The sequence below is a fragment of the Cellulomonas taurus genome, from assembly GCF_012931845.1.
Taxonomy (GTDB): Bacteria; Actinomycetota; Actinomycetes; order Actinomycetales; family Cellulomonadaceae; genus Cellulomonas; species Cellulomonas taurus.
The window spans coordinates 3424791-3437431 of sequence record NZ_CP051884.1; the positions used below are offsets into that span (position 1 = coordinate 3424791).

Here is a 12641-nt window from a genome sequence, read left to right on the forward strand (position 1 = left end):
TCCCGTGACCGAGACCCCCATCCGCGACATCGTCATCGTCGGCTCCGGCCCCGCCGGTTACACCGCCGCCGTGTACGCCGCCCGCGCCGGCCTGGCCCCGCTGGTGATCGCCGGATCGGTGACCGCCGGTGGCGCGCTGATGAACACCACCGAGGTGGAGAACTTCCCCGGTTTCCCGGCCGGGATCATGGGTCCGGACCTGATGGAGGCCATGCAGCAGCAGGCCGAGAAGTTCGGCGCCGAGGTGGTCTGGGACGACGCCACCGAGCTGCAGCTGGACGGTCCGGTGAAGACCGTGACCACCGCCGGGGGCGACGTGGTCCAGGCACGCGCGGTCATCCTGGCCACCGGGTCGGCGTACCGGCAGCTCGGCCTGGACGACGAGTCCCGGCTGTCCGGCCGTGGCGTGTCCTGGTGCGCGACCTGCGACGGGTTCTTCTTCCGTGACCAGGACATCCTGGTGATCGGCGGCGGCGACTCGGCGGTCGAGGAGGCGACGTTCCTGACCCGGTTCGGCAAGTCGGTGACCATCGTGCATCGCCGCGACGAGCTGCGGGCGTCCAAGATCATGGCCGACCGGGCCAAGAACGACCCCAAGATCCGCTTCGCCTGGAACTCCGAGGTCGCGGCGATCCACGGCGAGGACAAGGTGACCAGCGTGACCCTGCGCGACACGGTCACCGGCGCCGAGCGCGAGGTCGGCGCGACCGGTGTGTTCGTGGCCATCGGCCACGTGCCGCGCACCGAGCTGCTGCACGGCCAGGTGGACCTGGACGAGAACGGCTACATCCTGGTCGAGGGCCGCTCCACCCGCACCAACCTGCCGGGTGTCTTCGCCTGCGGCGACGCGGTGGACCACATCTACCGGCAGGCCATCACCGCCGCCGGGTCCGGTTGCTCGGCGGCTCTGGACGCCCAGCACTACCTGGCGGCACTGGCCGACGCCGACCCGCTGTCCCCGGAGCAGATCCCGGCGGCGGTCGACGAGCTCGGTGCCGACGAGGTGACCGAGGACGACGCTCGTCGTGCCGAGGTCGCCGGCGCCGTCGCCATCGCCGAGGGCTGAGTGCCATGACGCTGCCGGCGGTCTCGGAGTCCACCTTCGACACGGAGGTGCTCGGCTCCGAGCTGCCGGTGGCCGTCGACTTCGGCGCGGACTGGTGCGCCCCGTGCCGCGCCGTTCGGCCGGTGCTGGACGAGCTCGCCACCCGTTACGAGGGTCGGCTCCGGATCGTCACCGTCGACACCGAGGCGGAGCAGGAACTGGCCGCGCGCTACGGCATCGTGTCCATCCCGACGCTGTACGTCTTCCACCAGGGCGAGTTGCTGCGCACCATCCCCGGTGCCCGGACCAAACTCGAGTACACCGCCGAGCTCGACGCCGCGCTGGCCGAGGCCGCCACGTTCTGACCCGCGTCGGAACCGTGAACGTCCGGCGCGCCGACCGTGGACGCCCCGCCGCTCACTGGACTCGGCGTGCCACACTCGGGGAATGACCGCAGAATCGCGGCCCGGCGAGCAGACGTCGGGCCCCCTCCCGACCTCAGCAGCCAACGGCACGCGACTCGACCGGTGGATCGGCTCCTACGCCGACCGCACGCACGGGATGCGCGCCTCCGAGATCCGCGCCCTCTTCGCCGTCGCGAACCGGCCCGAGGTGGTGTCCCTCGCCGGTGGCATGCCCTGCCTGGACGTCCTGCCGATGGACGACCTCGCCGACCTGGCCCAGCGGGTGGTCGCCACCCGAGGCACCGTGGCCCTGCAGTACGGCTCCGGCCAGGGCGACGAGGGCCTGCGCGAGCAGATCCTCGACGTCATGCGCCTGGAGGGCATCCAGGCGCACCCGGACGACGTCGTGGTCACCACCGGCTCGCAGCAGGCGCTCGACCTTGTGACCAGGCTGTTCATCAACCCGGGCGATGTCGTCGTCGCGGAGGCACCGTCCTATGTCGGCGCGCTCGGCGTGTTCCGGGCCTACCAGGCCGACGTGGTGCACGTCCCGCTGGACGCCGATGGGCTGATCCCCGAGGCGCTGGAGACCACCCTCGCCGACCTCGAACGCCAGGGTCGCCGGGTCAAGTTCCTGTACACGGTGCCGAACTTCCACAACCCGGCCGGTGTCACCCTCTCGCTGAAGCGTCGACCGCGGGTCCTGGAGATCTGCGCCCGCTACGGCGTGCTGGTCCTGGAGGACAACCCGTACGGGCTGCTCGGCTTCGAGAACGACCCGCTGCCCGCGATGCGCTCGATGGACGAGGACGGGGTGATCTACCTCGGGTCGTTCTCCAAGACCTTCGCCCCCGGTTACCGGGTCGGATGGGCTGTCGCGCCGCACGCCGTGCGCGAGAAGCTGGTGCTGGCCAGCGAGTCGGCGATCCTCAGCCCGTCCAACGCCTCGCAGCTCGCGATCAGCGCCTACCTGTCCACCCACGACTGGGTCGGTCAGATCAAGCAGTTCCGCGAGCTGTACCGCGAGCGACGGGACGCGATGATCGGGGCGCTCGCCGAGCACCTGCCCGACGCCACCTGGACGGTGCCGGACGGCGGGTTCTACACCTGGGTCAAGCTCCCGGACGGCCTGGACGCCAAGGCGATGCTGCCGCGGGCCGTCACCGCACGGGTCGCCTACGTGCCCGGCACTGCCTTCTACTTCGATGGGCAGGGCACCGACCACATGCGCCTGTCGTTCTGCTACCCGACCCCGGAGCGCATCCGGGAGGGTGTCCGGCGGCTGGCCGGCGTCGTGCAGGGTGAGAGCGAGCTGGTGTCGCTGTTCGGCACCGGTGGCGGCACCCGCGGTGACAGCGTGCAGTTCCCCGGCCCCGACCTGGCCTGAGTTCCGGTCGGCCCTTTTCGATCTCGGAGGAGTTCCGTGCCCCCCGCACTTCCCGCCAGTCCCCGTGTCGTCGTCCTCGCCGGGGGTCTGTCCCACGAGCGTGACGTGTCGATCCGCTCCGGACGCCGGGTCGCCGACGCGCTGCGCACCGCGGGCGTCGACGTCACCGTGCACGATGTGGACGCCGATCTGGTCCCCGCCCTCGCCGACACCCGCCCGGACCTGGTCTGGCCGCTGCTGCACGGCGCGTCCGGCGAGGACGGGTCGGTGCGCGATGTCCTGGAGCTGCTCAACCTGCCCAGCGTCGGCACCGGGCCGCGGGCCAGCCGGATCGCCTGGTCGAAGCCGATCGCCAAGACCTCGGTGACCCGCGCCGGTCTGGCGACCCCGGAGTTCGTCACGCTGCCGCAGTCGCTGTTCCGGGAGCTGGGCGCCAACCGGATCCTGGACGCCGTGGTGGCGAAGCTGGGGCTGCCGCTGGTGGTCAAGCCGTCCCGCGGTGGCTCGGCGCTCGGTGTGACCCTGGTGCAGTCGCCGGAGGACCTGCCCCGCGCCATGGTCGCCTGCTTCGCCTACTCGGACACCGCACTGATCGAACGGGCGGTGCAGGGCACCGAGGTCGCGGTCAGCGTGGTGGAGCTGGATGGCGAGCCCGTCGCTCTGCCCGCCGTCGAGGTCGTCACCGAGGGGCCCTACGACTATGACGCCCGGTACAACCCGGGTCGCACCGAGTACTTCGCACCCGCCCGGCTGTCCCCGGAGCTGGCGGACAAGGCCGCCGAGGTCGCGGTGGCCGCGCATCGGGCTCTGGGGCTGCGCCACCTGTCCCGTACCGACCTGATCATCGACGGCGACGGGCAGCCCTGGTTCCTGGAGGTCAACGTCGCCCCGGGCATGACGGAGACGTCGCTCTTCCCGCAGGCCGCCGAGGCGGGTGGGCACGACCTGCCCACGCTCTACCGGCGCATTGTCGAGGACGCGCTCGGCACGCGCTGAACTGCTGACATGCAGGAGGCCCCCACGGCTTACCGTGGGGGCCTCCTGCTGTCTCGGTTCGTGCGCACGCACATTCCGCCGCGACGCGTGCCGCAGCGCACACCGCTCCGGCCGTCAGCTCTTCAGGATGCCCGGATCGTCCGGCGCCAGGCTGGCCAGGATGCGGTTGAGGTCCTGTACCGAGGCGAACTCGACGGTCAACTTGCCGCGGCTCTTACCCAGATCCACCTTCACCCGGGTCTCGAACCGGTCGGACAGCCGTCCGGCGAGGTCGTCCAGCGCCTCGTTCCGGATGCCGGCCCGCGGCGCGCGCTTGCGCTTCACAACGCCGTCCTCGGAACCGAGGGCGACGATCTCCTCGACCGCCCGGACCGACAGCCCCTCGGCGACGATCCGCTGCGCCAGCCGCTCGATCGCGGCACCGTCACTCAGACCCAGCAACGCACGGGCGTGCCCCGCGGACAGGACACCCGCGGCGACCCGACGCTGCACCAACGGGGGCAGGCGCAACAGGCGCAGGGTGTTGGAGATCTGCGGCCGCGAACGATGGATCCGGGCAGCCAACTCCTCGTGCGTGCACCCGAAGTCGTCCAGCAGCTGCTGGTACGCGGCGGCTTCCTCCAGTGCGTTCAGCTGGGAGCGGTGCAGGTTCTCCAGGAGCGCGTCCCGCAGCAGGTCCCCGTCCTCGGTGTCCCGGATGATCGCGGGGATCGTGTCCAGCCCGGCCTCCTGGGTCGCACGCCACCGGCGCTCCCCCATGATCAACTCGTAGCCGTCACCGACCGGTCGCACCACGACCGGCTGCAGCACCCCGACCTCCTGGATGGACCCGACCAGCTCGGCCAGCGCCTCCTCGTCGAAGACCGTGCGCGGCTGCTGCGGATTCGGTCGGATCGACGCGACCGGCAGCGCCGCGAAACTCGCTCCCGGCACCGGAACAAGGCTCTGAGCAGCAGCTTCGCTCGAATCTGAGACGGTTGCGGTGGCCTTCGCCGCCGCATCGGCCTGGGCGGTGCCCTCGTCGGTCGAACGGTCCGGGAAGAACACGTCCACCGGGCGTGCCGCACCGTCCGGCCGGATGTCTGCGGTGGGGATCAGGGCACCCAGCCCTCGGCCCAACCCGCGTCGCTTCTCGCTCACTCGCCCTCCTCCTGTGCCGTGCCGGACACACCCCGGTCGGCGAGTTCTCGTGCCGCTTCCAAGTACGCCAGCGCGCCACTCGACGACGGATCGTAGGTCATCACGGTCTGCCCGTAGGAGGGCGCCTCCGACACGCGGACCGAGCGCGGGATCGTCGTGTTCAACGTCAACGCCGGGAAGTGCTCCCGCACCTCCTGCGCGACCTGCTGCGCGAGATTGGTACGACCGTCGTACATGGTGAGCAGGATCGTCGACACGTGCAGGCCCTTGTTCAGGTGTGCCTGGATCAGTTCGATGGACTTGAGGAGCTGGCTCAGGCCCTCCAGCGCGTAGTACTCGCACTGGATCGGGATCAGCACCTCGTCGGCCACGACGAACGCGTTGACGGTCAGGAGTCCCAGGCTCGGCGGGCAGTCCACCAGTACATAGTCGATCCGCGACTCGCCGCGCCCCACCCGCTGCTCCAGGTAGGCGTGCAGCGCATTGCGTAGTCGTGTCTCCCTTGCCACCAGCGAGACCAGCTCGATCTCCGCGCCCGAGAGGTCGATGGTCGCCGGCACGCACCACAGGTTGTCCAGCCCCGCGGCCGGCGCGACCGCGGTCTCCAGCGCGGCGCCGTCGACCAGCACGTCGTACACGGACGGAACGCCTGCGTGGTGGTCCACTCCGAGCGCTGTCGACGCGTTGCCCTGCGGGTCGTTGTCGATCACCAGAACGTTGAGCCCGGACTTCGCCAGTGCCACAGCCAGATTGACGGTGGTCGTGGTCTTGCCGACGCCGCCCTTCTGGTTCGCCACCGTGATCACCCGGGTGTGATCCGGGCGCGGGAACGCGCGGCCGGTCAGTTGGATCCGGCGGCTGGCGTCGACCCGCAGTTCGGCGAGCAGCGGGGTGTCATCGTCCGCAGGCGGCAAGGAGGCCACGATCGCCGCACGACGGCGCTCGTCGTCCATGGTCGCGCCCGCGCCCGGCCAGCTCAATTCGTCGCTCACCGGCGTGACCCCTTCTTCGTTCGACGGCCCGATGTTTCCCGTGAAACGACCGGCTTGCCCGCACTCTCCTTGCCCGCACTCTCCTTGGACGCCACGACGACGGTGGTCGGCTCCAGACCGTCCAGGGTCGGCGCGGTCTCGATCCGCACCGCTCCCCCGCCGTACCTGGCCAGAACATCAGCGCCCTCAGTGACTTCCTCTCCCGCGCGGCCGCCCTTCAACGCGACCAGCTCACCGCCCACGCGGAGCAAGGGCATCGTCCACGGGTACAGCTTGGCAAGCGCCGCCACCGCACGGGCCGTCACGGCATCCGCCTGCAACGTGCCCACCTGTTCCTCGGCCCGACCGCGCACCACTCGCGCATTCGAGAGGTCCAGCTCCGCGATGACCTCGGAGAGCCAATCAGTGCGACGTTCCATCGGCTCCAGCAGCACCACCTCGGCGTCCGGCCGCATCGCCGCGATCACCACCCCCGGCAAGCCCGCACCCGAGCCCACGTCCACGATCAGCCCGGTGCTGGGCAGGAACGGGACGACAGCCGCCGAGTTCACCAGGTGCCGCTCCCACAGCCGGCTGACCTCGCGCGGACCCACCAGGCCCCGGAGAACCCCCTGGTCAGCCAGCAGATCGTGGAAACCCGACACCGCGCCCCAGGAGTCGCCGAACAGCTCCGGGAGGCGCGGGTCGCCGTCCAGCGGGTCGGGCACGACCACCTCAGCCGAGCCGTCCACCCGTGCCACCGACGTCGCCTCTCCCCGCATCTCCCCGCCATCCCGCGGCGGTCTGCCAGGCGTGGTGTTCGGACGCACAGAGGACTCCTGCTCTCGTTGCTGCGACGGTGTGCGCCGCGGATCGCTGTGCGACCCGGACCGGCTCACTGGCTCGGGACAACGGTACCCCGGTGCACTGACGGGATGGCGCCGCGTGGGTCGCGTGCGGTGGGTCGTCGCAGGCTCGCACGCATGGGTCGCCACGTCGTCGGACGCGGGCCTCACGAGGTTGTTTCCCGTGAAACGCGTCGCCCGGGTCGGCGTCTGGCGGCAGGGCGAGGCGCACACTCCCCTGCGCAAGGGTGCGCAGGGGAGTGTGGACGTGGCCGGGCTGTCCGGTGGCGGAGGTGCGCGCCGAACCGGAGGCGACCGCGAACCCGGCAAGCCCAGATACTCACGGCGTGCGCTCAACGGCAGCACATGATGTGCGCCGAGAGGCTCCTCGCGGGAGATGCGCCACGTTCGGCGCAACATCGCGTCGACACCCACGCCGCGTCGATGTGCCGCGCCCTACGGGCTCCCGCACCATGGCCCCAGCCGCGGGTGACGTACGCCTCGCGGTTTCGTGCCGATCGCACCGACACCGCTCGAGCGCCTCCGCGCTGCGGGGCGCCGATGCACCCGGACTGCGGCACCCAGTCGGCCGTCATGGACGAGGGGCGGTCTATGACGCAATGTCCGCACCATCGCCACGTCCACCGGCGCAGCTCCCCCTGCGGCTACGCGCATGTTTCCCGTGAAACCGCGCCGCATACCTGACACCAGCCGGGCACTCCGGTTTCCCGTGAAACATCAGCTCTCGGCCAGTGCTTCGTAGCGCAAGACTGACATGCCAGGTCGCAACCCGAGCGAGGCGCATCATGCCCACCAGCGCGACGGTGCCCGCCTGACCCGCCTGGCCGTCGCCGCGGGCAATCGGGGTGTCCGCTAGCCTCCCGCTGCGGGGCACGAGCAACACCAAGCGCGTCTTGCCCACTAAGGCAGTCGTGGCCGTCCGTCTGGTGGAGCGCGCAATCCGCATCCCGAGTCGGCCCCACCTGCAGGTCCTTGCGGTCCGGCCTTGGCCTGAACGGGCGGTCGAGTGGGCCGACACCCCGCCCATCGGCCGGTCCTCGGCACGAGCGAGCCTTGCGGTCGCAGAAGCGGCGGTGGGTTCTGAGAACAGCGGTACCCAAAACGAGACGGCGCGCACTCCACACACGGCTTGGCCCGAAGACGCCCGGCCGCGAACCACCATAGAAGCTCTGCGGACCGGCGAGAATGACCGCTCCGCTCCCCTGGTTCAGGGCCCACGACCGGTCTCACTATCCCCGCGTACCCCATGGACCCACCACCCGCGGCGTACGGCTGCGCCGTAAGCCTCACGTCCCGCGCCCCGTCCACGTTCACGCTCACGTTCACCCCGACGGCCCACGGTCCACGGCTCTGAGCTCGGCACTCAGAGCTCGCCGTTTGGCCCTCAGAGCTCGGGGCTTGGCACCCAGGGATCGGAACTCGGAGCTCGGGACGCAAAGCTCGGGGCTCGGGGCTCGGGGCTCGGGGCTCGGCGCTCGGGGCTCGGCGCTCGGCGCTCGGGGCTCGGCGCTCGGCGCTCGGCGCTCGGCGCTCACTATCCACGGTGGCGGCGGAGTTCGAACTCATCATCAGCCGACTCAGACGAGCGACCGCCCGCAGCCCACGCGTTGCATCAGGCCTCGCCTGGTGCCGGGCGTCACCGCCATCCCGCCTCTACGCCTGGTCGCCCCCACAACCCTCGCATGGGTGAGGCGGCCCCAGCTCCCTGGCTAGCCGCCCGTGACCCCCTGGCGGAGACGGCGGCGGGGTATCTCGTGACGCCTGTTTCCCGTGAAACACACGACCGCCTCACTCCCGCGTTGGTTGCCGTGAAACACGTGACACCCTCGCCCCCACCTTCGTCTCCCGTGAGCACGCAACCCACTCGTCGCCGCCGACCGAAAGCCTGTCGATTCCCTACAGGAGACGGGTCCGTCACTCCGTGCTGGCCTGGTTGCGATCGCCGCCATTGCGACCGCCGCCGCCGCCCACTCCAGCTCCCAGCCCTGGCACCACCATCCCGACTCTCACAGCCTGTCGCCCCAGGCCGGTGAGCCGCCCGAGCCGCCAACGACTGGCGCCGAACACGGAGCGAACCGGGGTTCATGTGCAGTTGATGGTGACGACCGGCGATCAGAACCCCACCGGACACCGACCTCTAACGCGCCGCACCCAACGGTCCGTAGCCGCATACCGACACTGGTTGCCCGACCCAGCGGCGCCCCGGCCACCACCACCGCACGACCGCACCCCTGCGCCGTGTCACCGCCACCGGCACCGCCACCGCCACCGCCACCGCCACCGCCACCGCCACGATGCTGCAACACGCCGACGCGTCACCTGCGCGCGACCGTCGCCCTTCAACAACCACCAGCGAGCACCGCGCCCACCGGTGCCCGGTCCCACTCCTCCACGGCTGCCAGCCCCCGGGCCCTCCTCCCGCACACGACGACCAGTCTCATGAACCGCACCCAGCACGATCGCAGTATCCGACTGACGCTCCTCATCAGACCGCCGCCGACGGGGACACCCACGCCGTGACGAGTCGCGCGCTGAGGACAGCGCTCCGAGTCAACACTCGACGCTCCGAAACACCGTTCCTCACAATTGCGACTAATTCACCAGGAGCCATCCTCCGGGCCTCGCCGACAACACGAGAGGCCGTCCCGAATCCGGAACGGCCTCTCGTCAACTCCACCGGAACGCCTCTCAGCGTCCCCTCCCCCGCCTCACGGGGTCACTTCGCGCGGATCACCACATACCGCGACGGCTCCACGCCCTCCGAGTCGGAGCTCAACCCGGCAGCGGCGACCGCGTCGTGCACGACCTTGCGCTCGAACGGGTTCATCGGCTCCAGCGACTCGTCGGCGCCGGACTCCTTGACCCGAGCGATTGCGGCCTCGGCGAGCGACACCAACTCGGCCTTGCGCTCTCCGCGGTACCCGGCGACGTCCAGCATGAGCCGCGACCGGTCACCCGTCTTCGCCTGGACGGTGAGTCGGGTCAGCTCCTGCAGAGCGTCGAGCACCTCGCCGTCCTTGCCGACCAGACGCCGCAGCGCCCGCTCGGCACCCTCGTCCGCCACGATCTCCACGGAGGCCCGGCCGTTGTCGACGTCGATGTCGATGTCACCGTCCAGGTCCGCGATGTCGAGCAGCTCCTCGAGGTAGTCGGCGGCGATCTCGCCCTCCTCCTCCAGCCGGGAGGTGGCGGCGCTGACGTCGGGTGCCTCACTCGGTGTGGTCATCTCAACTCCTGTGTCGTGTCGCGCCCGACCGGCGCGGAGGTGATGGGCGGGCGAACCCGCGGGAACTGCCGAGGGTCAGGAACCCTTGCGCTTCTTCGCTGCTCGAGGTGCCGGGGTGGAGCCGTCGGCGTTCGGGTCGAACTCGTCTGGCTCAGCGTCGGACACCGGCGCGGCGGAGGCCTTCGGTGCGGCGGCGGGCTTCCCGGACTTCGCGGCGCCAGACTTCGGAGCGGCCCCGGACTTCGGCGCGGTCCCGGAGGTGGCGGCGGACTTCGGCGCGGTGCCGGACTTCGCCGCGCTCGTCTTGCCGGAGGTGGACGCTCCGGAGTCGTCGACGGCCGTCGGGGTCACGGGCGGCAGCTCCGACACACCGGCCGGACCCTTCTTCTTGGCCCGGGCCTTGCCTACCGGCTGCTGACGCTGACCACTGACCGGCCGCGCCTCCTCGATGCCGGGGATGCCACCCTCGTCGGTCAGCACGTCGCCACGGGCGGCAGCCTTCTTCGCCTTGCGTGCCTTGAGCGCGAGCTCGGCCTGCGAGCCGGGGGCCGGCATCCGGCGGATCGTGTAGAACTGCTGGCCCATGGTCCACAGGTTGGTGGTGGTCCAGTAGATCAGCACACCGATCGGGAAGTTCACGCCGGAGAAGGCGAAGATCAGCGGGAAGACGTACATCAGCATCTTCTGCTGCTGCGCCATCGGGCCTTCGAGAGCGGCCGGCGGCATGTTCTTCATCGTCAGCTGACGCTGGGTGGTGAAGGTGGTCACCGACATCGCGACGATCAGGATGACCGTGACGATCCGGATGTGCAGCGCCTGCGACCCGTCGCCGAAGGCGGCGGCGTTCATGAAGGTGCCGGACAGCGGCGCGCCGAACACCGAGGCGGACTCGGCCTGACCGGCGACGCTCTGCGTGATCGGGCCGACGGAGTCACGGCTCCAGGTGCCCGCGGCGATCTGCGGCAGCGAGTTCAGCACCCGGAACAGGGCGAAGAAGATCGGGGACTGCGCCAGGATCGGCAGGCAGGAGGCGAAGGGGTTGGTGCCGTGCTTGCGGTACAGCTCCATCGTCTCGCGGCTCATCGCCTCGCGGGACGCGGGGTCGGTCTTCCCCTTGTACTTCTTCTGGATCTTCTGCATCTCCGGCTGGACCAGCTGCAGGCCGCGCTGGGCCTTGATCTGCCGGAAGAACAGCGGGATCAGGATGATCCGCATGACGATCACGAGGCCGACGATCGACAGCCCCCAGGCAGCACCGCCCGCCGGGTCGAGGCCGAGGAACTCGAACGCCTTGTGGAAGGCGTACATGATCCAGGCGACCACGACCATGATCGGGTACAGCAGGCCGTCGAACCAGCTCATGACAGGGCTTCTCCAGGGATCAGTGCGCGGCGGTGGCCGCGTCGTGCGAGTGTCGTCGGTGACCGACAGGTGGAACGTCGTCGACGCCGCCCGGGTTCCAGGGGTTGCACCGCAGCAACCGCCAGGCGGCCATCGCACCGCCCCGGAACACGCCGTGCCGCTCGATCGCGGTCACGGCGTAGGACGAACAGGACGGGTAGAACCGGCAGGTCGGCGGCGTCATCGGGGAGATGAACCGCTGGTAGCCGCGGACCAGGAGCACCAGGAGGCGCCGCGGTGCGCGCAGCACGCTGGTCACGCCGCACCCCGTTCGACCAGGCGGCGGCCGGCGGTGCGCAGCGCACCGTCCAGGTCACGACCCAGTCCGGCGTAGTCGGCGTCGGCCGCCGGCCCGAGCGCGCGGATCACCAGGTCACTGCCCTGGCCGACGGCGTCCATCCGGTCGGCCATCAGTGCCCGCAGCCGGCGCTTGACCCGGTTGCGGACCACCGCGTTGCCGACGGCCTTGGACACGACGAAACCGACCGCCGGACCAGGTCCGGGGTCGGTTCGCGTCACGAGGTGCACCACGAGCGTGTTCCGCCCGGCGCGCGCACCAGTGCGGACGGTCCGCTCGAACTGAGCGGACTGGCGCATCCGGTGCTCGGCAGGCAGCACCGCAGCTGTGGTGTCAGGCCGACAGCTCGGAGCGGCCCTTACGGCGCCGCGCCGCGAGGATCGCGCGACCCGCACGGGTCCGCATCCGCAGACGGAAGCCGTGGGTCTTCGCCCGGCGCCGGTTGTTCGGCTGGAAGGTGCGCTTGCTCACGATGGTCTCCAGTTACTTCGCTGCATCGGCCGCGATCACGGCCAAGGTTCTCGGGTGCCTCGGACTCGACTGCTCCGCTCCGCATCTGCGAAATCACCGGCGTACGGGCGCGCCAGCAGGAGCCATCAGAAGGCTGGTCAACGCTACGTCCTCCACGCGCGCGGGTCAAACCCGTGCTATCCGCGCAGGTCCCACGATCACGCGGGACTTCAGCCCTTCCGTCTCGCTCGGGAGGAGATTACCGTCGCCTCCACAACCGTGGACAGCGCCGCTCACGGTTGTGGACAACTCCGGATCAATCACGGGCGCCACCCCGGAAGAACCGGCCCGCAGCGTCGCCCACAGGTGTGGACAACTCTGTGGATACGGGTCGGCCGTGCGACACTCGACCACCGCGGAACCAGCCGCTCAGCGATCGACAGCGACGAGGACTCAG

12 protein-coding genes are annotated in these 12641 nt (G+C 70.5%); 4 read left to right on the top strand and 8 right to left on the bottom strand.

Annotated elements, in window-relative coordinates; translation table 11 throughout:
* Positions 1–4: 4 nt before the first annotated feature.
* From trxB to HGK68_RS15855, 4 genes are all read left to right on the top strand, one after another.
* A complete protein-coding gene (gene trxB / locus HGK68_RS15840; RefSeq protein WP_169166829.1) occupies positions 5–1066 on the top strand; it encodes a thioredoxin-disulfide reductase in 1062 nt (353 codons plus the stop codon).
* Positions 1067–1071: 5 nt separating this feature from the next.
* On the top strand, positions 1072–1410 hold the full coding sequence (locus HGK68_RS15845; RefSeq protein WP_169166830.1) for a thioredoxin family protein: 339 nt from the start codon (positions 1072–1074) through the stop codon (positions 1408–1410).
* Positions 1411–1492: 82 nt separating this feature from the next.
* Complete coding sequence (locus HGK68_RS15850; protein ID WP_169166831.1) at positions 1493–2836, top strand: aminotransferase-like domain-containing protein; 1344 nt, start codon at positions 1493–1495, stop codon at positions 2834–2836.
* Between the two features lie 105 nt (positions 2837–2941).
* Positions 2942–3832: a D-alanine--D-alanine ligase family protein gene (locus tag HGK68_RS15855; RefSeq protein WP_425483654.1), complete on the top strand. Its 891-nt coding sequence runs from the start codon at positions 2942–2944 to the stop codon at positions 3830–3832.
* Positions 3833–3946: 114 nt separating this feature from the next.
* Here the strand turns inward: HGK68_RS15855 and HGK68_RS15860 are convergent, their stop codons facing one another.
* From HGK68_RS15860 to rpmH, 8 genes are all read right to left on the bottom strand, one after another.
* The gene (locus HGK68_RS15860) at positions 3947–4972 is read right to left on the bottom strand and encodes a ParB/RepB/Spo0J family partition protein (protein ID WP_169166833.1); all 1026 of its coding nucleotides are present in this window, start codon (positions 4970–4972) and stop codon (positions 3947–3949) included.
* Positions 4969–5964, bottom strand: a complete 996-nt coding sequence (locus HGK68_RS15865) for a ParA family protein (protein ID WP_281358367.1) — start codon at positions 5962–5964, stop codon at positions 4969–4971. The genes HGK68_RS15860 and HGK68_RS15865 overlap by 4 nt, the downstream gene beginning before the upstream one ends.
* A complete protein-coding gene (rsmG, locus tag HGK68_RS15870) occupies positions 5961–6704 on the bottom strand; it encodes a 16S rRNA (guanine(527)-N(7))-methyltransferase RsmG (protein ID WP_246260445.1) in 744 nt (247 codons plus the stop codon). Before rsmG ends, HGK68_RS15865 begins: the two co-directional genes overlap by 4 nt.
* A gap of 2821 nt (positions 6705–9525) precedes the next feature.
* Positions 9526–10035 (bottom strand): Jag family protein, encoded by a 510-nt coding sequence (locus HGK68_RS15875; protein WP_169166835.1) that lies wholly within the window; start codon positions 10033–10035, stop codon positions 9526–9528.
* 75 nt (positions 10036–10110) lie between these two features.
* Positions 10111–11397 (bottom strand): membrane protein insertase YidC, encoded by a 1287-nt coding sequence (gene yidC, locus HGK68_RS15880; RefSeq protein ID WP_169166836.1) that lies wholly within the window; start codon positions 11395–11397, stop codon positions 10111–10113.
* A 19-nt stretch (positions 11398–11416) separates the two neighbouring features.
* A complete protein-coding gene (yidD, locus tag HGK68_RS15885) occupies positions 11417–11695 on the bottom strand; it encodes a membrane protein insertion efficiency factor YidD (protein ID WP_206155768.1) in 279 nt (92 codons plus the stop codon).
* Positions 11692–12033, bottom strand: coding sequence for a ribonuclease P protein component (rnpA, locus tag HGK68_RS15890; protein ID WP_425483655.1), 342 nt, complete (start codon positions 12031–12033; stop codon positions 11692–11694). The genes yidD and rnpA overlap by 4 nt, the downstream gene beginning before the upstream one ends.
* Positions 12034–12067: 34 nt before the next feature.
* The gene (gene rpmH, locus HGK68_RS15895; RefSeq protein WP_013885212.1) at positions 12068–12205 is read right to left on the bottom strand and encodes a 50S ribosomal protein L34; all 138 of its coding nucleotides are present in this window, start codon (positions 12203–12205) and stop codon (positions 12068–12070) included.
* Between the last annotated feature and the right edge of the window lie 436 nt (positions 12206–12641).